Below are 23660 nucleotides of genomic sequence, written 5' to 3' on the forward strand. Positions count from 1 at the left end.
CGGGAGAGGCTCAGTGGCTTTTGCGGATCAGGTAGCGGTACGGCAGGGCTTCGGTTTCCTGGGCCACCAGCTCATGCTCCATAAAGCGGCAGAATCCCGGGATATCGCGGGTGGTGGCCGGATCGTCAGCAATAATCAGCAGCGTCTCGCCCACCGGCATCGTCCGCACGGTTTTACGCACCATCATGACCGGCTCCGGGCAGCGGAGTCCCAGGGCATCCAGGGTGTGGTCAGGAGTGGAGAAAAGTTCGCTCATTTTAGTCTCACGTCAACAAAACGGCCCTAGTTTACCCCCTGCTCGCCAGTACGCAAGCCAGGTTAACGTTTGCGCGAAAAACAACCATTGCATTACGCCGGCAACGCAGTATCATGCAGCCGTTTTTAATTGGGTTCCCTCACCCCAACGTTCCGCTGCCGATTGCTCATTCACCTGAAGCATGACGGGCATAAAAAGGTCACAATATGAATCCGTTTACTACCGTACAGCGCAAAAAAGCGCTCGTCTGGCTTTCGCTATTTCATTTGCTGGTCATCACCTCCAGCAACTATCTGGTTCAGCTGCCGATCTCCATCTTTGGTTTCCATACCACCTGGGGCGCGTTTAGTTTTCCGTTTATTTTCCTCGCCACCGACCTGACGGTGCGAATTTTTGGCGCCCCGCTGGCGCGACGCATCATTTTCGCGGTGATGGTCCCGGCGCTGGCCATCTCTTACGGCATCTCCGCGCTGTTCTACATGGGCGAATGGCAGGGCTTTGCCGCGCTGGGCACCTTTAATCTCTTCGTCGCGCGCATCGCCGTCGCCAGCTTTATGGCCTATGCGCTGGGGCAGATCCTCGACGTTCACGTCTTTAACCGCCTGCGGCAGAGCCGCCGCTGGTGGTTGGCCCCTACCGCCTCGACGCTGTTCGGCAACATCAGCGATACCGTGGCGTTTTTCTTTATCGCTTTCTGGCGCAGCCCGGACCCGTTTATGGCCGCCCACTGGGGGGAAATCGCCCTCGTCGACTACAGCTTTAAAGTGCTTATCAGCATCATTTTCTTCCTGCCGATGTACGGCGTGCTGTTAAATATGCTGTTGAAAAGACTGGCGGATAAATCTGATTTGTCGGCATTACAGCCGAGTTAAAGGTACTCGCGGGCTGATGTGTTAAGATAGCCGGATGAGCCATTAGTGGCCGTTTATCGAAAGGAAGATGTCAATGCGCAATTTGGTTAAATATGTCGGTATTGGCCTGCTGGTGATGGGGCTTGCCGCCTGCGATAACAGCGATTCAAAAGCGCCAACCGTTGGCGCAGCAGCGGAGAGCAATGCCAGCGGCCAGGCAATCAGCCTGCTGGATGGCAAGCTGAGCTTCACCCTGCCTGCGGGCATGGCCGACCAGAGCGGCAAACTGGGTACCCAGGCGAACAATATGCACGTCTACTCTGACGCTACCGGCCAGAAAGCGGTCATCGTCATCGTCGGCGACAGCACCAATGAAGATCTGGCGGTGCTGGCGAAACGCCTGGAAGATCAGCAGCGCAGCCGCGACCCGCAGCTGCAGGTGGTGAGCAATAAACCGCTGGAGATTAAAGGCCATACCCTGCAGCAGCTGGACAGCATCATCTCCGCCAAGGGGCAGACCGCCTGGTCTTCCGTGATCCTCGGCAAAGTGGATGACAAGCTGCTGACCCTGCAGGTCACCCTGCCGGCGGATAACCAGCAGCAGGCGCAGACCGAAGCGGAAAGCATCATCAACACCCTCACCATCCAGTAATTACTGGCCTGGTGCGCTGGCCTCCGGTTCGCTAACCGGGGGCCGTTTTTTTAGCCGCCAGCCCAACAGCAGCGCCGCCATCACCAGCCCCGCCGCGGCGAGATAAATCATCGAGATCCCGGTCCACGCCATCAGCAATCCGGCCAGCGGCCCGCTGACGCCCAACGACAAATCCATAAACACGGTATAGGTCGCCAGCGCCGACCCCTGATTGTGCTGCGGCACCGCTTTCACCGCCACCACGCCCAGCGCCGGAAAGACCAGCGAAAAGCCAGCCCCGGTAAGGAAAGTACCGATTTTCGCCATCATCGGCGTATCGGCAAAGCCGACCAGCAGCAGGCCGATCGCCTCCACGCTAAAGCAGAGCATCGCCACGTTCAGCCCGCCGAGTCGGTTAATGGCGTTGGGAAACAGCAGCCGCGCGCCAACGAATGCGCAGCTGAATAATGTCAGCGCGAAAGCCGCGCCGTCCCAACCTTTGGCGTCATAAAATAGCGTGATAAAGGTGGCGATCACCCCAAAGCCGGCGGAGGCCAACGCCAGCGCCATGCCGTAGGGCCAGACGCGGCCGAGCACCGCACGAAACGACATCGCTTTGCCTTTGGCAGCCTTCACCGCCGCGCGGGGCAGCGCGCAGAGGATAGCCACCAGCGCTACCGCCATAATGACCCCGGACAGACCGCTGAGGCCAATGTGCGAATAGCACAGCACGCCGAGCGGCGCGCCCATCGCCATCGCCCCATAGGTCACAATCCCGTTCCACGAGATCACCCGCCCGATATGCAGCGAACCGACCACGCCGACGCCCCACAGCGTCGAGCCTGTGCCGGCGAAGCTCTGGCCAATACCAAGGATCACCCGTCCGAGGCATAACAGCAGCAGGCTAATCAGTGGCCAGCCGCTACCCCAGGCGGCCAGCAGATAGCTTAAACCGCTCAAAAAGCAGCCGCCGAGGCCGAAGACGACAATCTTTTTGGGCCCCAGCAGGTCGGCATAGCGCCCGGCATGCGGGCGGCTGAGCAGCGTGGCGAAATATTGCAGACTAATCACCAGCCCGGCCCAGAAAGCGCTAAAGCCCATGACATCATGAACATAGCCGGGCAGCACCGCCAGCGGCAGGCCGATGGTGAGGTAGCTGGCAAAGTTAAAGATAACGACAGAGACAATCCGCAGATTGAGGCGCAGTCCATTAAGCGCCGGTTCGGCGACGGGTTCGGGCATCAGGTTCCACCAGATTTCGACAACCAGCTTTCACTATTACCACGCTGTCGGCGGAAAAGCAGCCCTCCTTTCGGAATATTGGCAGTCGGCGAACCGCTACACTTATCTGGCGCGACTCATAAAAGGAATACCTATGTCCCCTCCGCAGGCTGATAAAGCCGGGCTTCATATTTTACTTAAGCTGGCGGCGCTGGTGATTATCCTCGCCGGGATCCACGCCGCCGCCGATATCCTGGTGCAGCTACTGCTGGCGCTGTTTTTCGCTATTGTTCTCAACCCGCTGGTCACCTGGTTCATTCGCCGCGGGGTGCGGCGTCCGTTCGCCATTACCCTGGTGGTGACGGCGATGCTGGTGATGCTCACCGCGCTGCTCGGCGTGCTGGCGGCGTCGCTCAATGACTTTGTCGCCATGCTGCCCGATTTCAACCGCGCCCTGACGCGCAAGATCCTCCAGCTCCAGGAGTATCTCCCCTTCCTTAATCTGCATATCAATCCGGAGCGGATGCTGCGGCGCATGGATTCAGAACGGCTGATGACCTGGGCCACGACGCTGATGACCCAGCTTTCCGGGGCGATGGCCAGCATCGTGCTGCTGGTGATGACGGTGATCTTTATGCTGTTTGAGGTTCGCCACCTGCCCTACAAACTGCGTTTTGCCCTCAATAACCCGCGCCTGCATATCGCCGGATTGCACCGGGCGCTGAAAGGCGTCACCCATTATCTGGCGCTGAAGACGCTGATTAGCCTGTGGACCGGGCTGATTGTCTGGCTGGGGCTGCTGGCGATGGGGGTACAGTTCGCCCTGATGTGGGGGGTGCTGGCGTTTTTGCTGAACTATGTGCCGAACATTGGCTCCGCCATCTCCGCTATCCCCCCCATGCTGCAGGCGCTGCTGTTCAGCGGCATCTATGAGTGCCTGTTGGTAGGGGCGCTGTTTCTGGTGGTGCATATGGTGCTGGGCAACATGGTGGAGCCGCGCATGATGGGCCACCGGCTGGGGATGTCGACCCTGGTGGTGTTCCTGTCGTTATTGGTCTGGGGCTGGCTGCTGGGGCCGGTGGGAATGCTGCTCTCAGTGCCGTTAACCAGCGTCTGTAAAATCTGGATGGAAACCACCGTCGGAGGCAGCAAGCTGGCGATCCTGCTCGGCCCGGGCCGTCCCAAAAGCCGGCTCCCCGGCTAGCGGCGTTTCACCGGCCAGAAGATGGTCAATACGCCGGCGACGATGATCGCCACGCCCAGCAGCGATTGCCAGTAGAACGGCTCATGCCAGCCGGGCAGCCAGATGGCGGCGGCCCACACGAGGATATAGCTCAGGCTCAGTAGCGCATACGCTTTCGACAGCGGCAGGCGATGGAGGGCAAAGTACCAGCAGACCATCGACAGCAGGTAGCCCAGCAGGCCGAAAAACAGGCCGAAAGTCCCGGGCTGGAAATGCAGCAGATGCTGGAGAAATGCCACAATATCGGTCAGCGGTGGCAAGGCCACCATGGCGCTGCGCAGCAGCAACTGCGCGGCGCTGACGAGGCCGACGCTGAGTAATGCCCAGAAAAAGCCCATCAGACGCTGGTCCCCAGAATGACAATGCCCACGACGATCAACCCGACGCCAAGCCAGTGGCGACGGGCGACCGGCTCATGCCAGATGCCCCAGCCCGCGAGGGTAACCCAGACGAAATTCAGACTCAGCATCGGATAGGCGATGCTGACCGGAATAGACTGCAGGACGCTCAGCCACAGCAGCATGCCGCAGCCCAGACATAACAGCGCCATCCCCAACCAGAAGAGTATATGGCGACTCCGCCGTCCGCGACGGGACGGGCGGGTCGCCTGTTTCTGGCAGAGCTGTCCGGCGCAGCTCAGCAGGCTGGCGCACACCAGACAGATCCAGACGCTCATTGCGGCAGGTACTGAAGGAAAACGACCCGGCCCAGCTCGTAGGCGTTATCCGGTTTCGGTAACGGTAAGTCGAGCATACTCTCTCCTTTATCCATCAACAGCACCAGCGAGACCGGCCCCTGCTGACGATGCGCGGCCAGCCAGTCGGCAAAACCGGCCTGGCTGACAAAGCTTCCCTGAGCATCCGGCCAGTCGAGACCGTACTTCAGCTCACCCTGTTTGTCGAACATAATAATATCGCTTCGCTTCAGCTCCCAGGCCAGGCCGCCGGCGATCCCAACGTTGTTGGTCAGGACGTAACGGCTGGGCTGCAGGGATTCGCTGACGATATCCACGAGGAACTGCGGCTGTTTGCTGTCGATAACCCGGTCCGGGATGGCGAAGCCCACCAGCAGCGCCAGGCCGAGCGGACAGAGCGCGGCGAGGCTCCAGCGGCGGCCACAGTCTTTCATCGCCAGCCAGCCCATCAGCGCCCAGACGGCAAAAGCGATCGCCGCCAGCAGACATTTATACAGCTCAATCTTGGTCCACACCGGCCTATGCATGAAGCCCCACGGCGAGACCACCAGCACGGCGATAAGCCCCAGCAAACCAACGCCCAGGTTGATCATCCCGTTGATGCGCAACGCTTTCGCGCCGGTCTTTGCGGCCTCCAGCGCGTAGCGGGCCATCAGGATCGACAGCGGCGCAAAGCACGGCAGGATATAGGTCGGCAGTTTGCCTTTGGCGATACTGAAGAACAGGAACGGCATCGCCACCCAACCTAACAGATACAGCGCGCCGCGGGCCTCATCGCGCTCAAGCCAGCCGCGCTTTAGCGCCCCCGGCAGCAGGGCCAGCCACGGCAAACTGCCGGCGATCAGGAACGGGATGTAGTACCAGAACGGCGCTTTGTGCTGGGCGTCTTTTTCAGCAAAACGCTGAATATGCTCGACCCAGAAGAAGTAGCGCCAGAAGTCCGGCTCGCGCTGGGCGATAGCCAGCCCCCAGGGCAGCACCACCAGCGTACAGACAATCACCGCCAGCCAGCCGTAGGTCAGCACTTCACGCCAGCGTTTACGGGCGATCACCCACGGCAGAACGCCCACCACCGGCACCGCCAGCGCCAGGAAGCCTTTGGTCATCACCCCCATCCCGCAGGCGACGCCCAGCAGCACGTAGCCCAGTATTTTGCCGCTGCGGCTCTGCGCCTGCGCCGCGCCCCAGAAGCTGCACATCGCCAGCGCCAGCCACAGGGTGATCATCGGGTCCAGCACCGCATAGGTGCCAATCGCATACACCAGCATCGCGGTGAGGAAGATAACCGGCGACAGGATAGCTACCCGCTTATCACGAAAGATCCGCCACGCCAGCCAGGCCACCAGCAGGGCGGTCATGGTGATGGCGAAGACCGACCCGAAGCGTACGCCGAAGTTATTATGGCCAAACAGCCACTGACCAATACTGTTGATCCAGTAACCGGCAATCGGTTTTTCGAAGTAGCGCAGGCCGAGAAAATGCGGTACCACCCAGTCGCCGGTGGCCAGCATTTCACGGCTGATCTCCGCGTAGCGGGTTTCGTCGGGTTGCCAGAGCAAACGGAAATTGAGCGGCAGCAGATAATACAGCGCAAACAGCGCAATCAGAGAGACGCCATAGCGAATGCTTTTCATCAAACACCCGAAGTCAGTAATTGTTCACGTCCGAGCCAGCCTTCCCGGCCAGCCAGTTCACCACGAACCACTTTGCCTGAGGGCAGCTCGCTAAAGTCAGCGGGCAGCAGCTGGCTCAGTGGGCAAAACTGAATTTCTTCTTCCGCCGCCATGGTCAGTAGTTCATTGAACTGATCGGCGTAGGCAATACCTTCCACTTCAGCGTGAATGGTATAGACCGGCACGCCCGCATCGCGATGGATGCAATCCAGCAGGTAGCGGTTAAAGCCGGCGATATCCACCGCCGTGCCCACCGCCTCGTCCCAGGTCGGCAACGTGACCGGGATCTGCACCGTACCGGAAACGCCGCTGCCGAGCTGGGGCAGAAACGGCCGCGTGCCGCGACAGTCGCTGTTGTAGAGAAAATCGAAGGATTCTTTGGCTTTAACCACCCGCTGATCGGCGCGCCAGCCGGCGACGGCCGAGCAGGTCACCGGCCGGCCGATGATGCGCTCGAGCTCCAGCAGGCCGCGCTCAACCTCCAGCGCCAGCCTTTCCTGCGGCCAGACGCCGCTCCACGCCTGCCAGCTGTAGTGGTCCCAGGCGTGCAGGCCGACTTCATGAGATTCGGCGGCGGCGCGGATCACCGCTTCGTTCCCTGCGCCGATGCGGCGCCCCGGCCAGGCGGTGCCGGCCAGCAGAATATCCCAGCCGTACAGCGAGGCGGCTCTGGAACGCAGCATCTTCCACAGAAACTTCGGTTTTACCAGGCGCCACAGGTGGCGCCCCATATTGTCCGGCCCGACGCTGAAGAAGAAGCTTGCCTGAATCCCGTGCTTGCCCAGCAGGGCCAGCAGCCGCGGTACGCCATCACGCGTCCCGCGAAAGGTATCGACATCTATGCGTAAGCCGACTTGTTTCATGAGTTTTTATCGTCCGTGAGCTCAACGGTGCGCAGGAAGAAGTCCAGAGTGTGTTCAACGGTCTCTTCCATCTCGACGGTCGGTTCCCAGTTCAGGCAGCGTTTCGCGTTGCGAATGCTCGGTTTACGATGCTCAACGTCCTGGTAACCTTTACCGTAGTAATCGCTGCTTTCCACTTCGCGGAAGCCGGCGAACGGCGGGAAGCGATCGCGCAGCGGATGGCGCTCGAAGCAGGCGAGCAGCATTTCCGCCAGCTCTTTGATGCTCGCTTCGTTTTCCGGGTTACCGATGTTGATGATCTGACCATCGCAGCGACCGTCTTTGTTCTCAATGATGCGGAACAACGCTTCGATACCGTCGCTGATATCGGTGAAGCAGCGCTTCTGTTTGCCGCCTTCGATAAGCTTAATCGGCGAACCTTCCACCAGGTTGAGGATCAGCTGAGTGATGGCGCGGGAGCTACCGATACGTGCGGCATTAAGGTTATCCAGACGCGGCCCCATCCAGTTGAACGGACGGAACAGGGTGAACTTGAGGCCGTTCTTATCGCCATAGGCCCAGATCACGCGGTCCAGCAGCTGTTTAGAAACCGAGTAGATCCAACGCTGTTTGTTGATCGGCCCGACCACCAGATTGGAATTATCTTCGTCGAAGTTTTTGTCGGTGCACATGCCGTACACTTCCGAGGTCGACGGGAAGATAATGCGCTTATTGTATTTCACGCAGTCACGGATGATCTTCAGGTTCTCTTCGAAATCCAGTTCGAACACGCGCAGCGGGTTACGGGTGTATTCGATAGGCGTCGCGATCGCGACCAGCGGCAGTACCACGTCGCATTTCTTAATGTGGTATTCGATCCACTCGGAGTGAATGCTGATATCGCCTTCCACAAAGTGGAAACGCGGACAGTCGAGAAAACGGCTGATGGCGTCGGAGCCGATATCCAGACCGTAAATCTCATAGTTGTCGTCCTGCAGCAGACGCTCGGTCAGGTGGTTACCGATAAAGCCGTTGACGCCGAGGATCAGCACCCGGGTGCGACGCTTAATCGCCACCACCGGTTTGCTGCTGATCACCGCCCCGGACACCAGGCCCAGCGCCTGCGCCAGCTGAGCGCCCTGCATGTACACGCCGCGTTCGGTCTGGCCGGTGACAATCTCCAGCGCCCCGTCCTGGCACGCGACGATCAGCGGCGCAATGGAGATCACGGTGCCCGGTTTAGCTGCTGGCAAATCGTGGCGAACGCGGGATTTCCAGACGATAAACTTGTTCGCTCCGGCGTAGCCGAAGGCGCCCGGCCACGGATCCGAGACCGCACGCACCAGATTGTGCAGGGTCTGCGCCGGCTGCTCCCAGTCCAGCCGGCCATCTTCCGGGGTACGACGCCCCACATAGGTTGCCTGGCTGTGATCCTGCGGACGCTCATCGGTGGTGCCGGCGAGGATCGCCGGCAGCGCCCGGCTCAGCAGCTCAGTGGCGGCAGCGCACAGCTTACGATGCAGCGTCAGGGCGGCGTCATCCGCGCCAATCGCCACGGCCTGCTGGGCGACGATATCGCCAGCGTCTGCGCGGTTCACCATCCGGTGCAGGGTGACGCCGGTTTCGCTTTCGCCATTGACCAGCACCCAGTTCAGCGGCGCGCGGCCGCGATATTTTGGCAGCAGCGAACCGTGCAGGTTGAACGCCCCTTTCGGCGCCAGATTGAGGATCTCATCGCCCAGAAGGTTGCGATAGTAGAAGGAGAACAGCACGTCCGGCTTCATCTCGCGGATACGCTCAATCCACAGCGGATGGTTCACGTCTTCCGGCGCCCACACCGGAATACCCTGCTCGGCGGCAAGGCGCGCCACGGAGCCAAAGAAATGGTTTTCGCCAGGGTTATCCGGGTGGGTGAAAATAGCAGCGATATCATACCCGGCGTCCAGCAGGGACTGGATACCGGTGCAGCCCATATCGTGATAAGCGAAGACTACGGCTTTCATGAACGATCTTCCTCTTTAGATGCCGTTTCCGGCTGGCGAACAACACGTTGAATAAAGTAGCGGGGGCGGGCGCGCACGTCGTTATAGATGCGGCCGATATACTCCCCGAGCAGGCCCATACCGACAAACTGGGCGCCGATGAACATGAACAGCACGGCGAAGAGCATAAACACCCCTTCCGCCGCCCACTGCGGGCCAAAGGCCAGACGCAGCACCACCAGCAGCAGGCCGAAGGCGAAGCCCAGCAGGGCAATCACGCTGCCGAAAATGCTGAGCAGACGCAGCGGCGTGGTGGTCAGACAGGTCACCAGGTCGTACATCAGGTTGATCAGGCGCATGAAGCTGTATTTGGAGTCGCCGAATTCGCGCTCGGCGTGCATCACCGGGATCTCCACCGCGCGCCGGGCGAAGGTATTCGCCAGGATCGGGATAAAGGTGCTGCGCTCATGGCAGTTGAGCATGGCGTCGATGATATGGCGGCGGTAAGCGCGCAGCATGCAGCCGTAGTCGCCCATCGCTTTGCCGGTGGTGCGCTGGATCAGGCGGTTGATCATCTTCGACGCGGTTTTACGGAAGATGCTGTCCTGACGGTTCTGGCGGACGGTGCCCACCACGTCGTAACCTTCATCAGCCTTCGCCACCAGCCGCGGGATCTCCTCCGGCGGGTTTTGCAGGTCGGCGTCGAGGGTAATAATCAGATCGCCGGTTACATGGCTGAAGCCGGCCATGATCGCCGAGTGCTGGCCGTAGTTACGGTTTAACAGCACGGCGACGACGTGGCTGCCTTCCGCCTCGGCGGCTTCGGTGAGCATGCGCGCGGAATCGTCGCTGCTGCCATCGTCGATCAACAGAATTTCATATTGCCGCCCCAGGGTGGCGCAGGCGGCATCCGTACGACGAAGCAGTTCCGGCAGGCTATCCTGTTCGTTATAAACCGGGATAACCACCGAGACCTTCTTCACGGGAGGGTAAGTAAGCATATCAACGTCCTGACAACTGGCGCAGTGCGGAGATAACGCGAGTGACATCGTCATCGGTCATATCCGGGAACAACGGGAGAGAGCAGATGCGGGCGCTGTTCCATTCGGTATTCGGCAGGGAAACCTCAGGGAAGCGCTCGCGGTAATATTTTTGCGTATGGGCCGCACGGAAGTGCAGGCCGGTGCCGATGCCCATCGCCTTCAGCTTTTCCATCAGCGCGTCGCGGCTGATGCCGCACGCGGCCTCATCGACGCGGATGATAAACAGATGCCAGGCGTGCTGGTGATCCCAGGTCGGGACGCTCAGCGGTTTAAACGGCGTGTCCGCCAGCTCGCGCAGGTAGCGCTGGGCAATCTCGGTCCGGCGCTGATTGGCGTGGCTCAGTTTTTCCAGCTGGACCAGCGCCAGAGCGGCGTTGATATCGGCAAGGTTGTACTTGAAGCCCGGGGTGATCACCTCCGCCTGCGGCGCGCGGCCGTGGGTCTGGCGATCATAAGCGTCCACGCCCAGACCATGGAATTTCAGGCTACGGATGCGGGAGGCCAGCTCGTCGTCGTCGGTGACAATCAGCCCGCCTTCGGCGCAGGTCATGTTTTTGATCGCGTGGAACGAGAAAATGGCGGTCCCCTGCCAGCCCACGTGGCGGCCTTTATAATGGGTACCGGCCGCATGGGCGGCGTCTTCGATCACCGAAATGCCATGGCGCTCGCCCACCGCGCGAATGGCGTCGATGTCGGCTGGCGCGCCCGCGTAGTGCACGGGAATTATCGCTTTGGTACGCGAGGTGATCGCAGCTTCCACCGCTGCAGGGGTAATCATCAGATTGTCGTTATCGACATCGATCATCACCGGCGTGGCGCCCAGCAGGCAGATCATATTGAGAGTGGAGACCCAGGTCTGGGACGGCGTAATGACTTCATCGCCGGGGCCAATACCCAGCGCCATCAGGGTCACATGCATCCCGCCGGTCGCTGAACTGACGGCAATCGCATGACGGTTGCCGGTCAGCTGGCAGAATGCCGCTTCAAGTGCCTGATTCTTCGGCCCGGTGGTGATCCAGCCCGACGCTAAAACTTCACGCAGGGCTGCCAGCTCTGCGTCGCCCATCGACGGGCGCGAAAAAGGCAAAAAATCGCTCATCATCATCCTGTTCTGTAGATGACCCACGCACGAATCTGGGTCGTTAGAATAAAATATCCTGCGCCTGCGGACTTAAACGAAATTAAAATGAAGTGAGTTCAGCACGGCATTCCATTTCAGGGTATCTCGACCACTATTAATGTAGTCGACCTTGCTTAGGATAATATTAAGAAATTAATATTTCTTCAGGATAAGAAATAACTTATTAATAAACAGTATGATAGGAGTTTTTTATGGCAGAAATTTGACGGAGGAGCGTTCCTGTCACGAAAAAGAGAACAGGAACGCAATAGTTGAAATTAAACGAGAACTAAACCAGTTCACAATTTATTATTCTGTCATTGTCACGCTTAATGACAAAAAGTTAGCGCAGATCACAAAGTTATTTCTGCTGAATTACAAATTTGCAGGAAAATCCGCAGGCAATTCGCTCGCCGGGCAATTAATGACCTCGTCATTATCCGCGCCACAGTCGCGAATGAAGGTGATAGTGGCGAACTCGTCAATCACTTCCGTCGGGTAGGCCGGGCCGGCATCGCGATACGAATTCATCAGCGGAATATGGTCGTTCTGGAAGCAGATGGTTTTTTCCGGGTTATTCATGATCCAGCGCGGGAAGAAAATAGTGCCGTGGAACAGTTTGTCGCCCAGGTTGACGATCAGGCTGACGTCGGTGCCGGTCGGTTCGGTCCAGGAGATTTTGTAGATACTTTCCCCCACCCGCACAATGTACGCTTCCTGATCTTTCACCCAGCGATTGCCGACGATGCCGCTGTGAATACGGTAGTCGAGGGTGTGGCCATTTTTGACGTAAATCTCGTAGTTCCAGCCGTTGTCGTAGGTATAGACCAGATGTTTACCGATAAAGCCGCTGAGGTCATGTTTGTCGAAAGTGCTCATCATTTATTCTCCTCTGTTTTGTTGAGGACAGCATACGTCTTTAAAAAATGAATGAATAACGCTATGTTTGGATTAAATACATTCAAATTTTAGATTGATTATGCACAAGACAACCCTGGAGCAGTGGGCGTTACTCGAAAAGGTAGTGGAATTGGGGAGCTTTGCCAGAGCGGCGGAGGAGACCAATCGCAGTCAGTCATCGGTAAGCTATAACCTCGCGCTGCTGCAGGAGCGCTTAGGCGTGGCGCTGCTGGCGCCGTCCGGCCGGCGGGCGGTGCTGACGCCGGCTGGCGAACTACTGCTGAATCAGGTCAAGCCGCTGCTGCAGGCCTTCGCCTACGTCGAGACGCACGCCGCCACTCTGCGCAACGGGGCGCGGACCCGCCTGGATCTGGTGGTCGACAGTATTTTCCCGCGCCAGCGGCTGTTCGCGATTTTACGCCAGTTTCAGCAGCGCTATCCGCAGACCCAGGTCAGGCTCACCGAAGTGCTGGAAAACCTGGATGACGAGAGCGCGGCGCGGACGGAAGCCGATGTGATGGTGTTGACCCGCCGCCAGGATATTACCGGCCGCGGGGAGTGGCTGATGAATATTGATTTCATCGCCGTCGCCCACCGCGACCACCCTCTCGCCGCGCTGGACGGACCGCTGGAGGATAGCGCGCTGGCGCCGTGGCCGCTGGTGCGCATTGCCGATCAGGGCGGAGATAGCCAGGCGCCGCGAGACGCCTGGACCTTCTCCACCATTGATGCCGCCATTGATGCGGTGATGTATCAGGTCGGCTTCGGCTGGCTGCCGGAGGAGCGCATTCGCCCCCATCTCGATCAGGCCGTGCTGAAGCGGTTGCCCCTCAGCCATGGCGCGCGCCGCGCGACGCCGCTGCACCTGATCGTCAAGCGGGACCTGGCGCCGATCGACGAACAGGTGGCCACGCTGCTGGCGTTGTTCCGGACGCCCTGAGGGGTAAGGCGGCGCTGGTCGCCTGGGCGTAATGATACGATTTTCTTATACTTTCCGGCGCAATATTGATCCAGGTTACTCCCAAAGTATGATGAATCACTAAAATCGTCATACTTTCCTGTCGTTGAGATTGCCGTCTTGTCTATTATCCGCCTCACCCTGCTGGCGCTGGTCGCCTGCGTCCCTCTGCTGGCTCAGGCCGCGCCGTACCAGCTCACCACCGCCTGGCCGGTTAACGTCGGCCCGCTGAATCCCCATCTCTATACGCCCAACCAGATGTTTGCCCAAAGCATGGTCTATGAACCGCTGGTGAAGTATCAGGCTGACGGCAGCGTACAGCCCTGGCTGGCAACCCGCTGGCGTCACTCCGCCGACGGAAAAACCTGGTGGTTCACCCTGCGCGACGATGTGGCCTTCTCCAACGGCGAACCGTTTAACGCCCAGGCCGCGGCGGCCAATTTTCAGGCGGTGCTGGCCAACCGCCAACGCCACGCCTGGCTTGAGCTCGCCAACCAAATAACCGACGTGCGGGCCCTCAGCGCCACCGAACTGCAGATCACCCTGAAAAGCGCCTACGCCCCCTTACTGCAAGAGCTGGCCCTGCCCCGCCCGTTCCGCTTCATCGCCCCCTCGCAGTTTATCGATGGCGGCACCGCCAGGGGCATTAAAGCCCCGATCGGCACCGGCCCGTGGCGGCTGGCAAGCTCGCAGCTCAATCAGCGCGATGTGCTGGTGCGCAATGAGCGCTACTGGGGTCGCAAACCCGCACTACAGCAAATCACCATCAAGGTGATCCCTGACGCCACCAGCCGGGCGGTGGCGTTCGAAACCGGGGAAATCGATATGCTCTACGGCGATGAAGGGCTGCTGCCGCTGGACACCTTCGAACGCTTTCGCCATCACCCCGGCTACGTGGCGCGCCTGTCCGCCCCGGCGGAGACGGTAATGCTGGCGCTAAACGCCAGCCAGGGCCCGACCCGCGAGCTGACGGTTCGCGAAGCGCTCAACTACGCCGTCGATAAACAGACCCTTGTCGATAGCGTGTTGTATGGCACCCAGCAGGTTGCCGACACCCTGTTTGCCCCCTCCGTCCCTTACGCCCCGCAGGATCTGACGCCGCGCCGTTACGACCCGACAAAAGCCCGCGCCCTGCTGGAACAGGCCGGCTGGCAGCAGCTGGAGGTCCAGCCCTGGCGACAAAAAGCCGGGCAACCGCTGGCGATTGAGCTGGCGTTTATCGGCACCGACGCGCTGGCTAAATCGATGGCCGAAATTATTCAGGCCAATCTGCGGCAGGTCGGCGTGCAGGTCACCCTGGTGGGCGAGGAGGAAAGCAGCATTTACGCGCGCCAGCGCGAAGGCCGCTTCGGCATGATCTTCAATCGCACCTGGGGCGCACCCTACGATCCGCATGCCTTTTTAAGCTCGATGCGCGTCCCTTCGCATGCGGATTACCAGGCCCAGCGCGGCCTGCCAGACAAGGCACTGATTGATAAAGAGATTAGTGAAGTGCTGACCATCGGGGACGAGGCGCAGCGGAGAAAACTGTACCATGATGTGCTGACCCGTCTGCATCAGGACGCGGTGTATCTGCCCATCAGCTATGTCTCGCTGATGTCGGTCGCGCGCCAGGAGGTCGGGGAGATCCCGTTCGCCCCGGTGACCAGCGAGATCCCTTTCGACCAGATTACCCCGGTAACGCCATAATGCTACGCTATATTTTACGCCGCCTGCTGCTGCTGATCCCGCTGCTGCTCGCCGCCTCAGCCATCATCTTTCTGCTGCTGCGGCTCGGCACCGGCGACCCGGCGCTGGATTATTTACGCCTGTCGAACCTGCCGCCCACTGAAGAGATGGTTGCCTCGACCCGCGAGCTTCTGGGGCTCAACCAGCCGCTGGCAATGCAGTATCTGCACTGGCTATGGCGGGCGCTGCACCTGGATTTCGGTCTCTCCTATGCCACCCAGCGCCCGGTGCTGGACGACCTGCTGCACTTCCTGCCGGCCACCCTGCTGCTCACCGGCGCGGCGCTGGCGCTGATCCTCGTCACCTCCCTGCCGTTGGGCATCTGGGCGGCGCGCCATCGCGATCGCCTGCCGGACTATATCGTACGGCTGATTGCCTTCCTCGGCGTCTCAATGCCCAACTTCTGGCTGGCCTTTCTGCTGGTGATGCTCTTTTCCGTGCATCTGCAGTGGCTCCCGGCGATGGGGTATGGCGACTGGCAGCACCTGATTTTGCCCGCCGTCTCCATCGCCTTTATGTCGCTGGCGATCAACGCCCGCCTGCTGCGCGCCAGCATGCTGGACGCCGCCAGCCAGCGTCACGTGATATGGGCGCGGCTGCGCGGATTGAGCGCGCGCCAGGTGGAGCGCCGACATATCCTGCGCAACGCCACCCTGCCGGTGGTGACCGCCATGGGCATGCACATTGGCGAGCTGATCGGCGGCACCATGATTATCGAAAATATCTTTGCCTGGCCCGGGGTCGGCCGCTACGCGGTTTCCGCCATTTTCAATCGCGATTACCCGGTGATCCAGTGCTTTACCCTGATGATGGTGACGGTGTTCGTGCTGGCTAATCTGGCGGTAGATGTGCTTAACGCGGCGCTCGACCCGCGCCTGCGCCGCCACGAGGAGGTGAGCGCATGAGAGGGCTACAAAGTTTTCGCTGGCCGGTAAAACTCGCCCTGTTAGTCATCGCGCTGCTGGCGGTCATCGCCATCGGCAGCGGCTGGTGGCTGCCCTGGGATCCAGCGGCGATTGACCTTCAGCAGCGGCTGCTGCCGCCGGGCGCAGCGCACTGGCTCGGCACCGATCATCTCGGCCGGGATATTTTCTCACGCCTGCTGGCCGCCACCCGCGTTTCGCTGGGGGCGGTGATGGCTTGTCTGCTGCTGGTGCTGCTGATCGGCCTGGCGGTCGGCGGCAGCGCCGGACTGCTGGGCGGCCGTGCCGACCGCGGCCTGATGCGCATCGCCGAACTGTTTATGACCTTTCCGACCTCGATCCTGTCGTTCTTTATGGTGGGAGTGCTGGGTACCGGGCTGACCAATGTGATCCTCGCCATTGCGCTGTCACACTGGGCCTGGTACGCCAGAATGGTGCGTAACCTGGTGGTTTCCCTGCGCCAGCGCGAATTTATCCTCGCCGCCCGTCTGAGCGGCGCCAGCCAGTGGCGGCTGTTCAGCGACCATCTGGCCGGCGCGGTGATCCCCTCGCTGCTGGTGCTCGCCTCGCTGGATATCGGCCATATGATGCTTCACGTAGCCGGCATGTCGTTCCTCGGTCTCGGTGTCAGCGCACCGACGGCGGAATGGGGGGTGATGATCAACGACGCCCGGCAGTATATCTGGACCCAGCCGCTGCAAATGGTCTGGCCGGGGCTGGCGCTGTTCATCAGCGTGATGGCTTTTAACCTGCTGGGCGACGCGCTGCGCGATCGTCTCGATCCCCACCTGATCGCGGAGCATAGCCACTGATGCCGCAGAAGATCCAACTGGAACAGATCTCGCTTGCCGCTGACCGACCGCTGGTCAGCGACGTCTCCTTCACCCTGCGCCGCGGCCAGGTGCTGGCGCTGCTCGGCAGCAGTGGTTGCGGAAAATCGCTGACCTGCGCCGCCGCGCTGGGCCTGCTGCCGCCCGGCGTCAGGCAAACCGCCGGCCGGGTGCTTCTCGACGGCATTCCGGTGCACGGCGAACAGCTGCGCGGGGCGACCATCGCCACCATCATGCAGAACCCGCGCAGCGCCTTTAACCCGCTGCAGACCATGGCCGCGCATGCCCGGGAAACCTGCCGGGCAGCGGGTCGTGAAACGAATGACGCCGTGCTGCTGGCAGCGATGGAGGAGGTCGGTCTGGACAATCCGCGGGCGCTACTGAAGCGCTACCCTTTTGAAATGAGCGGGGGCATGCTGCAACGGATGATGGTCGCTCTCGCCCTGCTCAGCCGCGCGCCCTTTATCATCGCCGACGAGCCGACGACCGATCTCGATGCCATCGCCCAGGCGCGCATCCTCGACCTGCTGGCGGATATTGTCGCCAGGCGCGGTCTGGGACTGCTGCTGGTGACGCATGACATGGGCGTCGTGGCGCGGCTGGCGCATCACGTAACGGTGATGGAGAACGGTCGCCTCGTTGAACACTGCGATGTGAATACGCTATTTAGCGCCCCGCGGCACCCGCTCAGCCAGCGCCTGCTGGCCGCGCATCTGGCGTTATACGGTCTGGAGAAAACACCATGAATTTACTCAGCGTCACCGGGGTGAGTCACGATTATCCTCACCACGGCAGAGTCCTGCACGAGATACAACTCGCCATCGCCCCCGGCGAAACGGTGGCCCTGCTCGGACGCAGCGGCTGTGGGAAAAGCACCCTGGCGCGGATGCTGGTGGGTCTGGAAACGCCGCAGCACGGCGATATTGCCTGGCGCGGCGCGCCGCTGGCCGCCCTGAAGGGCGAGGCCATCGGCGCCTTCCGCCGCGATATTCAGCTGGTATTTCAGGATGCCTTCAGCGCGGTGAATCCGCGCAAAACGGTGCGCGAGATCGTCAGCGAGCCGCTGCGCCATCTGTTGTGCTTGCCGCGTGAGGCGCGTGCGCGGCGGGTGGAAGAGATGCTGCTGGCCGTCGACCTCGCGCCGTCGCTGCTCGATAAGCGCCCGGCGCAGCTCAGCGGCGGACAGCTGCAGCGCGTCTGCCTGGCACGCGCCCTGGCGGTACGGCCGCAGCTGTTGATCCTTGATGAAGCGGTTTCAAATCTCGATCTGCTGCTGCAGGCGGAGATTATCGCCCTGCTGAAGCGTCTGCAGGCGCAGTTTGACACCGCCTGCCTGTTCATCACCCATGACCTACGGCTGGTGGAGCGCTTTTGCCAGCGAGTGCTGGTGATGGAGCACGGGCGCATCGTCGAAACCGCAACGGTTAGTCTACCGCTACGCCTGCGTTCCCCTGCCGGACAGGCGCTCCAGCAGGCAGTGCTCCCCCCTTTTCCTGCCACTCTGCTTAACGAGGCCATGCCATGCAGCGCGTAACCCTGACCCTTGATGATGACCTGCTGGCCGCCCTCGATGCGCTCAGCGCCCGCCGCTGCTACCACAACCGTTCGGAGGCGGTACGCGATATTCTGCGCGACGCCCTCAACCAGGATCCTCCGTCGCCGGAATCACGGCGCGGGTATGCCGTTCTGTCGTACGTGTATGAACATGAGAAACGCGAACTGGCGAGCCGGCTGGTGGCCACCCAGCATCATCATCACGATCTCTCCGTCGCCACGCTGCATGTGCATATCAGTCATGACGACTGCCTGGAGATTGCGGTGCTGAAAGGTGATATGGCCGAGGTACAGCATTTTGCCGACGACGTGATTGCCCAGCGCGGCGTGCGCCATGGGCATTTGCAGTGTTTAGCGGATGATTAATTATTTGAAAATTCTTGGGTGGTTTATCAACAGTTGATAAACCACATAAACTATACGCTTTGTGAATTATCCCTCTTCGCCAATAATGGCGCCTCATTTAACGATCTCGTTATGGCGAGGCTCCTGCATAAATACAAGTTACCGCCCTGTTGGTATCGAGAGAGACCACTCAGGGAAATACAGGCTTCCATCGAATCAAGGTGTTGCCAAGGTAACTTCTGGCGGTCATGACCGTTCAGATACGTTATGCAGTGCTAAAACCAGGACGTAGGGATCTGCCTGCGCTAACCCTGTCTTGTTCGCCCCTATGAGTGATTTTTTATAGGGATTTTTAAACATGTCTTCCATTCAACTCTGCGCCGCCCATCAGGCGACCTCTGGCTTCGACGGCGATGCGATCGTCCAGTACATGCGTACCGATTTTATTACGCTGCAGGAACATCTCAGCGTTCATGAGGCGCGCGAACACTTTATCTCCCAGCTGGCCAGCGATGATATTCCCGGGCAGGTGTTTGTCGTCGCCGGCAAGAAGCTGCGTGGCAGCCTGTCGGTCAAAAAGCTACTCCAGGAAACGGATATCAACCAGTCTATCCGCCACCTGATGGACAGCTGCCTGTTTCGCGTCAAACCTGACGATGAGCGCCAGCAGGTGATTGCCGAGCTCAGCGAGCGCGGCCTCGACCTGGTCCCCGTCGTCGATAAAGGCGAGCTGGTCGGCTGCCTGATGGAGAAGGAGATCGCCCATCTGCTGGAGGATGACGTCACCGAAGATGCTCAGCTGCAGGGGGCAACGCTGCCGCTGGAAAAACCGTACCTCGAGATCAGCCCCTGGACGCTGTGGAAAAAACGCTCGGTGTGGCTGCTGCTGCTGTTCGTGGCCGAAGCCTACACCAGCAGCGTACTGCAGCATTTCGAAGAAGCCCTGGAATCGGCCATCGCGCTGGCCTTCTTTATTCCGCTGCTCATCGGCACCGGCGGCAACAGCGGAACGCAGATCACCTCGACGCTGGTGCGCTCGATGGCGCTGGGGGAAGTGCGACTGCGCGATATGGGGCGGGTGATCCGCAAAGAGGTATCGACCTCGTTTCTGATTGCCCTGACCCTGGGCCTGGCGGGCTGCCTGCGCGCCTGGATGATGGGGATTGGCATGGAAATCACGCTCATCGTCAGCCTGACGCTGGTGTGCATTACCCTGTGGAGCGCGATTGTCTCCTCGGTCATTCCGATGGTGCTTAAGCGGATCGGCATTGACCCGGCGGTAGTTTCCGCGCCGTTTATCGCCACGCTGATTGATGGCACCGGGCTGATTATCTATTTCAAAATCGCCCAGTATTTTCTTGGGTTGAACTGATCATATACGTCCGGGCACCAGGGCGCCCGGACGCGTAGATTACCCTTCCACCAGCGCCTGCGCGCAGGCCCAGGCGCTTGACCACGCCCACTGGAAGTTATACCCCCCGAGCCAGCCGGTAACGTCCATCACTTCGCCGATAAAGTAGAGACCCGGCGCCTTACGCGCCTCCATAGTACGCGACGAGAGTTCGTTGGTGTCCACGCCGCCGAGGGTCACCTCCGCCGTCCGGTAGCCTTCGGTGCCGTTCGGCTGCACGCGCCAGGCGGTTAACGTCTCCACCAGCGTCTGCTGATCGCGAACGTTCAGTTGCTTGAGCGTCACATCAGGTATCTGCCCCAGCTGCTGCAGACACTCCACCAGCCGCTTCGGCAGCTGCATCGCCAGGGTGTTCTTCAGGCTCTGGTTGGGATGCGCGCTGCGCTGCTCGTTAAGGAAGTCATCAAGATCGCAGTCCGGTAGCAGATTAACGGTGACGAACTCGCCGGGCTGCCAGTAGCTGGAAATTTGCAGCACCGCCGGTCCGGAAAGGCCGCGGTGGGTGAACAGCAGATTTTCGCGAAACAGAGTGCCGTTCTCGGCGGTAATGGTCGACGGCACCGACACGCCGGAGAGGACCTGCAGCTGCTCAAGCAATGGCTTGTGGAGGGTAAACGGCACCAGCCCCGCGCGGGTCGGCAGCACCTTCAGGCCGAACTGCTCGGCGACTTTATAGCCAAACGGCGAGGCGCCGAGCCCCGGCATCGACAAACCGCCGGAGGCGATCACCAGCTTTTTGGTCACCAGCGTTTCGCCGTTCACCTGTAGCCGGTAGCCTTGTTCATCGCGCTCCACGCTGAGGATTTCGCTGCGCAGACGGATCTGCACGCCGCCCTTTTCACATTCCGCGAGCAGCAGATTGACGATCTGCTCCGCCGAATCATCGCAAAACAGCTGGCCGAGGGTCTTCTCATGCCAGGCGATGCCGTATTTACCGACCAGCTCGATAAAGTCCCACTGGGTGTAGCGCGCCAGGGCAGATTTGCAAAAATGCGGGTTTTGGCTCAAATAGGCCGCCGGTTCAACATACATGTTGGTAAAGTTGCAGCGGCCGCCGCCGGACATCAGAATTTTTCGCCCCGGCTTTTTGCCGTTATCCAGCAGCAGGACGCGGCAGCCAAGCTGGCCCGCCTGCGCTGCGCAAAACATTCCCGCCGCTCCGGCGCCAACGACAATGGCATCAAACCTTTCCACACCGCGTTCCTCGTTCCCCAATTGTCGGGTTTTGTAAATATTTCACTCTGGTCACACCAGCGGGAAAAATCCCGCATTAGATACATCATTGAAAGATATAGGATTACTCCCAACAGGGTAAAACCTAAACAGGAAGAAAATCAAAAAAAGTCTATATTTCACTTTGCCCGCGCCGCTAAAGTCACTGATAATGCGCCGCGTTCATGTCCTCAAAATGGCGTAACGTCCTATGCTACATTTATTTGCCGGTCTGGATTTACATACCGGACTATTATTATTGCTTGCTTTAGCTTTTGTACTGTTTTACGAAGCGATTAACGGTTTCCATGATACCGCAAACGCGGTGGCTACGGTTATCTACACTCGCGCAATGCGCTCACAGCTCGCTGTGGCGATGGCGGCGCTCTTCAACTTCTTCGGCGTTCTGCTGGGCGGTCTCAGCGTAGCCTATGCCATCGTGCATATGCTGCCGACCGATCTGCTGCTTAACATGGGTTCCGCACATGGCCTCGCCATGGTGTTCTCTATGCTGCTGGCGGCGATCATCTGGAACCTCGGCACCTGGTACTTCGGTCTTCCAGCTTCCAGTTCTCATACCCTGATTGGCGCCATCATCGGCATTGGTTTAACCAATGCGCTGATGACCGGTACTTCCGTGGTTGATGCGCTGAATATCCCGAAAGTCATCGGTATTTTTGCTTCGCTTATCATCTCGCCGATCGTCGGTCTGGTGATCGCGGGCGGCCTGATTTTCCTGCTGCGTCGCTACTGGAGCGGAACCAAAAAACGCGCGCGTATCCACCTGACGCCCGCAGAGCGTGAAAAGAAAGACGGTAAGAAAAAGCCGCCGTTCTGGACCCGTATCGCGCTGATCCTGTCTGCTATTGGCGTGTCGTTCTCTCACGGTGCTAACGATGGGCAGAAAGGCATTGGCCTGGTGATGCTGGTGCTGATCGGCGTCGCGCCGGCGGGTTTCGTGGTGAATATGAATGCCTCTGGTTACGAAATCACCCGTACCCGCGATGCGGTCAACAACGTGGAAACCTTCTTCCAGCAGCGTCCTGAACTGCTGAAAAAAGCCACCGGCGTCGATCAGCTGGTGCCTTCTCCGGATACCAATACCGCGGCCAATGGCGAGTTCCACTGCCATCCGGCGAACACCATCAACGCCCTTGACCGCGTCAAAACCATGCTGACCGGCGTTGAGAACTACGAGTCGCTAAAACCGGAACAGCGCGGCCAGCTGCGTCGCATCATGCTCTGCATCTCCGACACCACCGACAAGGTGGCGAAGCTGCCGGATGTGAGCGCTGACGACCAGCGTCTGCTGAAGAAACTGAAAACCGATATGCTGAGCACCATCGAGTACGCGCCAATCTGGATTATCATGGCTGTCGCGCTGGCGCTGGGTATCGGCACCATGATCGGCTGGCGCCGCGTGGCGACCACCATCGGTGAGAAGATTGGTAAGAAAGGCATGACCTACGCTCAGGGGATGTCGGCTCAGATGACCGCAGCGGTTTCTATCGGTCTGGCGAGCTACACCGGGATGCCGGTTTCCACCACCCACGTACTCTCCTCCTCGGTAGCGGGGACGATGCTGGTGGATGGCGGTGGTCTGCAGAAAAAGACGGTGACCAGCATTCTGATGGCCTGGGTGCTGACCCTGCCGGCAGCGATTATCCTTTCAGGCGTCCTTTACTGGCTCTCCCTGAAACTGATTTAAGCGTTATTCGTTCAAAACGGGCCAGCTTGCTGGCCCGTTTTTTTATTCTGAAACGTTAGTGCCAGATCATCAGCGCAATCAGGCTCACCACCACCAGGCCGCACAGGGCGCTGGTCAGGATAAACTGGCGACGAACACGTTCGCAGCGACGAATAAATTCATCATCGTGATGGTCACGGTAGCGCTGGGCATAGATATACCACACCAGCCGCATCTGTTTGCTGGGCTGCCCGTGCGAGGTAAAAAAGCCGCCGCCATCAACATACTGATAGAGCAAGGGATCGCAACCACGTAGCACCACCAATAATGCACGCAACGATGAGAAGTAGCGTGCCATATTCACCACACAAACGACACACAGGGCCCAAAACAGCGCAATAGTGCTGATCATACCTCCTCCCCGGCGACCCGCCTACGGAGAAAACCTCCGCGGCTACCGCTCCCCAAATAACCCACGACGATACCGTAAAGAGTGCGATTCCGATCACATTTATTTTTCCGACCGGCTCATTAAATAGTGTAGGAGATCCATTAA

The 23660-nt window shown here is 59.8% G+C and carries 24 protein-coding genes and 1 riboswitch; of the genes, 12 read left to right on the forward strand and 12 right to left on the reverse strand.

All coding sequences use genetic code 11. The annotated features are described in order from the left end of the window. Positions 1-10 precede the first annotated feature (10 nt). Positions 11-256 (reverse strand): sulfurtransferase TusA, encoded by a 246-nt coding sequence (tusA, locus tag DR88_RS03755; RefSeq protein WP_002920858.1) that lies wholly within the window; start codon positions 254-256, stop codon positions 11-13. Positions 257-462: 206 nt separating this feature from the next. Between tusA and DR88_RS03750 the strand changes: the two genes are divergently transcribed. Together DR88_RS03750 and DR88_RS03745 are read left to right on the forward strand one after the other, a co-directional pair. Then, on the forward strand, positions 463-1128 hold the full coding sequence (locus DR88_RS03750) for a 7-cyano-7-deazaguanine/7-aminomethyl-7-deazaguanine transporter (RefSeq protein WP_002920860.1): 666 nt from the start codon (positions 463-465) through the stop codon (positions 1126-1128). A 73-nt stretch (positions 1129-1201) separates the two neighbouring features. Beyond that, positions 1202-1759 carry a DcrB family lipoprotein gene (locus tag DR88_RS03745; RefSeq protein ID WP_002920861.1) on the forward strand — a complete coding sequence of 186 codons (558 nt, stop codon included), beginning with the start codon at positions 1202-1204 and terminating at the stop codon, positions 1757-1759. Here DR88_RS03745 and DR88_RS03740 read toward each other — a convergent pair whose 3' ends face one another. Beyond that, positions 1760-2980 carry an MFS transporter gene (locus DR88_RS03740; protein WP_004150089.1) on the reverse strand — a complete coding sequence of 407 codons (1221 nt, stop codon included), beginning with the start codon at positions 2978-2980 and terminating at the stop codon, positions 1760-1762. A 133-nt stretch (positions 2981-3113) separates the two neighbouring features. Here DR88_RS03740 and DR88_RS03735 point away from each other — a divergent pair, with 133 nt between their 5' ends. Then, positions 3114-4163 carry an AI-2E family transporter gene (locus DR88_RS03735; RefSeq protein WP_004145147.1) on the forward strand — a complete coding sequence of 350 codons (1050 nt, stop codon included), beginning with the start codon at positions 3114-3116 and terminating at the stop codon, positions 4161-4163. On the opposite strand, the gene arnF is transcribed toward DR88_RS03735, so the two are convergent. The 8 genes from arnF to DR88_RS03695 form a co-directional block, all read right to left on the reverse strand. Then, positions 4160-4540, reverse strand: a complete 381-nt coding sequence (gene arnF / locus DR88_RS03730) for a 4-amino-4-deoxy-L-arabinose-phosphoundecaprenol flippase subunit ArnF (protein WP_002920863.1) — start codon at positions 4538-4540, stop codon at positions 4160-4162. The two genes, DR88_RS03735 and arnF, sit on opposite strands and share 4 nt — an antisense overlap. After that, positions 4540-4878 (reverse strand): 4-amino-4-deoxy-L-arabinose-phosphoundecaprenol flippase subunit ArnE, encoded by a 339-nt coding sequence (arnE, locus tag DR88_RS03725; protein WP_002920864.1) that lies wholly within the window; start codon positions 4876-4878, stop codon positions 4540-4542. The genes arnF and arnE overlap by 1 nt, the downstream gene beginning before the upstream one ends. Then, the gene (arnT, locus tag DR88_RS03720; protein ID WP_021469880.1) at positions 4875-6530 is read right to left on the reverse strand and encodes a lipid IV(A) 4-amino-4-deoxy-L-arabinosyltransferase; all 1656 of its coding nucleotides are present in this window, start codon (positions 6528-6530) and stop codon (positions 4875-4877) included. The genes arnE and arnT overlap by 4 nt, the downstream gene beginning before the upstream one ends. Further along, positions 6530-7432 (reverse strand): 4-deoxy-4-formamido-L-arabinose-phosphoundecaprenol deformylase, encoded by a 903-nt coding sequence (gene arnD / locus DR88_RS03715; RefSeq protein WP_004188275.1) that lies wholly within the window; start codon positions 7430-7432, stop codon positions 6530-6532. Before arnD ends, arnT begins: the two co-directional genes overlap by 1 nt. Beyond that, entirely contained in the window at positions 7429-9414 is a 1986-nt protein-coding gene (gene arnA / locus DR88_RS03710; RefSeq protein ID WP_004150093.1) for a bifunctional UDP-4-amino-4-deoxy-L-arabinose formyltransferase/UDP-glucuronic acid oxidase ArnA, read from the reverse strand. The genes arnD and arnA overlap by 4 nt, the downstream gene beginning before the upstream one ends. Continuing rightward, positions 9411-10394, reverse strand: coding sequence for an undecaprenyl-phosphate 4-deoxy-4-formamido-L-arabinose transferase (arnC, locus tag DR88_RS03705; protein ID WP_002921035.1), 984 nt, complete (start codon positions 10392-10394; stop codon positions 9411-9413). The genes arnA and arnC overlap by 4 nt, the downstream gene beginning before the upstream one ends. A gap of 1 nt (position 10395) precedes the next feature. Continuing rightward, positions 10396-11535, reverse strand: a complete 1140-nt coding sequence (gene arnB, locus DR88_RS03700) for a UDP-4-amino-4-deoxy-L-arabinose aminotransferase (protein ID WP_002921037.1) — start codon at positions 11533-11535, stop codon at positions 10396-10398. Between the two features lie 396 nt (positions 11536-11931). Then, positions 11932-12438, reverse strand: coding sequence for a phenolic acid decarboxylase (locus tag DR88_RS03695; RefSeq protein ID WP_004181483.1), 507 nt, complete (start codon positions 12436-12438; stop codon positions 11932-11934). A gap of 97 nt (positions 12439-12535) precedes the next feature. Here DR88_RS03695 and DR88_RS03690 point away from each other — a divergent pair, with 97 nt between their 5' ends. From DR88_RS03690 to DR88_RS03655, 8 genes are all read left to right on the forward strand, one after another. Then, the gene (locus DR88_RS03690) at positions 12536-13396 is read left to right on the forward strand and encodes a LysR family transcriptional regulator (RefSeq protein ID WP_025861786.1); all 861 of its coding nucleotides are present in this window, start codon (positions 12536-12538) and stop codon (positions 13394-13396) included. 138 nt (positions 13397-13534) lie between these two features. Beyond that, a complete protein-coding gene (gene nikA / locus DR88_RS03685) occupies positions 13535-15103 on the forward strand; it encodes a nickel ABC transporter substrate-binding protein (protein WP_004150101.1) in 1569 nt (522 codons plus the stop codon). Beyond that, on the forward strand, positions 15103-16047 hold the full coding sequence (gene nikB, locus DR88_RS03680) for a nickel ABC transporter permease subunit NikB (protein WP_004150102.1): 945 nt from the start codon (positions 15103-15105) through the stop codon (positions 16045-16047). Before nikA ends, nikB begins: the two co-directional genes overlap by 1 nt. Beyond that, positions 16044-16877, forward strand: coding sequence for a nickel ABC transporter permease subunit NikC (nikC, locus tag DR88_RS03675; protein WP_004188270.1), 834 nt, complete (start codon positions 16044-16046; stop codon positions 16875-16877). The genes nikB and nikC overlap by 4 nt, the downstream gene beginning before the upstream one ends. Then, positions 16877-17641 (forward strand): nickel import ATP-binding protein NikD, encoded by a 765-nt coding sequence (locus DR88_RS03670; RefSeq protein ID WP_004173959.1) that lies wholly within the window; start codon positions 16877-16879, stop codon positions 17639-17641. Before nikC ends, DR88_RS03670 begins: the two co-directional genes overlap by 1 nt. Next, positions 17638-18429 (forward strand): nickel import ATP-binding protein NikE, encoded by a 792-nt coding sequence (gene nikE, locus DR88_RS03665; protein ID WP_002921186.1) that lies wholly within the window; start codon positions 17638-17640, stop codon positions 18427-18429. Before DR88_RS03670 ends, nikE begins: the two co-directional genes overlap by 4 nt. Beyond that, complete coding sequence (gene nikR / locus DR88_RS03660) at positions 18417-18815, forward strand: nickel-responsive transcriptional regulator NikR (protein WP_025861784.1); 399 nt, start codon at positions 18417-18419, stop codon at positions 18813-18815. The genes nikE and nikR overlap by 13 nt, the downstream gene beginning before the upstream one ends. Positions 18816-18913: 98 nt before the next feature. Further along, a riboswitch (M-box (ykoK) riboswitch) is annotated at positions 18914-19095 on the forward strand. 57 nt (positions 19096-19152) lie between these two features. After that, positions 19153-20166: a magnesium transporter gene (locus DR88_RS03655; RefSeq protein WP_002921192.1), complete on the forward strand. Its 1014-nt coding sequence runs from the start codon at positions 19153-19155 to the stop codon at positions 20164-20166. A gap of 39 nt (positions 20167-20205) precedes the next feature. Here DR88_RS03655 and DR88_RS03650 read toward each other — a convergent pair whose 3' ends face one another. Beyond that, complete coding sequence (locus DR88_RS03650; RefSeq protein ID WP_004150109.1) at positions 20206-21399, reverse strand: BaiN/RdsA family NAD(P)/FAD-dependent oxidoreductase; 1194 nt, start codon at positions 21397-21399, stop codon at positions 20206-20208. 229 nt (positions 21400-21628) lie between these two features. On the opposite strand from DR88_RS03650, the gene pitA reads away from it, so the two are divergent. Then, positions 21629-23125 (forward strand): inorganic phosphate transporter PitA, encoded by a 1497-nt coding sequence (gene pitA, locus DR88_RS03645; protein ID WP_002921200.1) that lies wholly within the window; start codon positions 21629-21631, stop codon positions 23123-23125. 55 nt (positions 23126-23180) lie between these two features. On the opposite strand, the gene uspB is transcribed toward pitA, so the two are convergent. Then, positions 23181-23516: a universal stress protein UspB gene (gene uspB, locus DR88_RS03640; protein ID WP_002921203.1), complete on the reverse strand. Its 336-nt coding sequence runs from the start codon at positions 23514-23516 to the stop codon at positions 23181-23183. Positions 23517-23660 lie beyond the last annotated feature (144 nt).

The organism is Klebsiella pneumoniae, from assembly GCF_000742135.1.
GTDB lineage: Bacteria > Pseudomonadota > Gammaproteobacteria > Enterobacterales > Enterobacteriaceae > Klebsiella > Klebsiella pneumoniae.

Bases quoted from the DNA above. Each gene is read 5' to 3' on its own strand.
- DR88_RS03690 (WP_025861786.1), top strand. From the start codon at position 12,536: ATGCACAAGACAACCCTGGAGCAGTGGGCGTTACTCGAAAAGGTAGTG.
- arnB (WP_002921037.1), bottom strand. From the start codon at position 11,535: ATGAGCGATTTTTTGCCTTTTTCGCGCCCGTCGATGGGCGACGCAGAG.
- arnA (WP_004150093.1), bottom strand. From the start codon at position 9,414: ATGAAAGCCGTAGTCTTCGCTTATCACGATATGGGCTGCACCGGTATC.
- uspB (WP_002921203.1), bottom strand. From the start codon at position 23,516: ATGATCAGCACTATTGCGCTGTTTTGGGCCCTGTGTGTCGTTTGTGTG.
- arnD (WP_004188275.1), bottom strand. From the start codon at position 7,432: ATGAAACAAGTCGGCTTACGCATAGATGTCGATACCTTTCGCGGGACG.
- nikE (WP_002921186.1), top strand. From the start codon at position 17,638: ATGAATTTACTCAGCGTCACCGGGGTGAGTCACGATTATCCTCACCAC.
- DR88_RS03745 (WP_002920861.1), top strand. From the start codon at position 1,202: ATGCGCAATTTGGTTAAATATGTCGGTATTGGCCTGCTGGTGATGGGG.
- nikC (WP_004188270.1), top strand. From the start codon at position 16,044: ATGAGAGGGCTACAAAGTTTTCGCTGGCCGGTAAAACTCGCCCTGTTA.
- pitA (WP_002921200.1), top strand. From the start codon at position 21,629: ATGCTACATTTATTTGCCGGTCTGGATTTACATACCGGACTATTATTA.
- DR88_RS03670 (WP_004173959.1), top strand. From the start codon at position 16,877: ATGCCGCAGAAGATCCAACTGGAACAGATCTCGCTTGCCGCTGACCGA.
- tusA (WP_002920858.1), bottom strand. From the start codon at position 256: ATGAGCGAACTTTTCTCCACTCCTGACCACACCCTGGATGCCCTGGGA.
- nikB (WP_004150102.1), top strand. From the start codon at position 15,103: ATGCTACGCTATATTTTACGCCGCCTGCTGCTGCTGATCCCGCTGCTG.
- arnT (WP_021469880.1), bottom strand. From the start codon at position 6,530: ATGAAAAGCATTCGCTATGGCGTCTCTCTGATTGCGCTGTTTGCGCTG.
- DR88_RS03735 (WP_004145147.1), top strand. From the start codon at position 3,114: ATGTCCCCTCCGCAGGCTGATAAAGCCGGGCTTCATATTTTACTTAAG.
- DR88_RS03655 (WP_002921192.1), top strand. From the start codon at position 19,153: ATGTCTTCCATTCAACTCTGCGCCGCCCATCAGGCGACCTCTGGCTTC.
- DR88_RS03695 (WP_004181483.1), bottom strand. From the start codon at position 12,438: ATGATGAGCACTTTCGACAAACATGACCTCAGCGGCTTTATCGGTAAA.
- DR88_RS03740 (WP_004150089.1), bottom strand. From the start codon at position 2,980: ATGCCCGAACCCGTCGCCGAACCGGCGCTTAATGGACTGCGCCTCAAT.
- nikR (WP_025861784.1), top strand. From the start codon at position 18,417: ATGCAGCGCGTAACCCTGACCCTTGATGATGACCTGCTGGCCGCCCTC.
- arnE (WP_002920864.1), bottom strand. From the start codon at position 4,878: ATGAGCGTCTGGATCTGTCTGGTGTGCGCCAGCCTGCTGAGCTGCGCC.
- DR88_RS03750 (WP_002920860.1), top strand. From the start codon at position 463: ATGAATCCGTTTACTACCGTACAGCGCAAAAAAGCGCTCGTCTGGCTT.
- arnC (WP_002921035.1), bottom strand. From the start codon at position 10,394: ATGCTTACTTACCCTCCCGTGAAGAAGGTCTCGGTGGTTATCCCGGTT.
- arnF (WP_002920863.1), bottom strand. From the start codon at position 4,540: ATGGGCTTTTTCTGGGCATTACTCAGCGTCGGCCTCGTCAGCGCCGCG.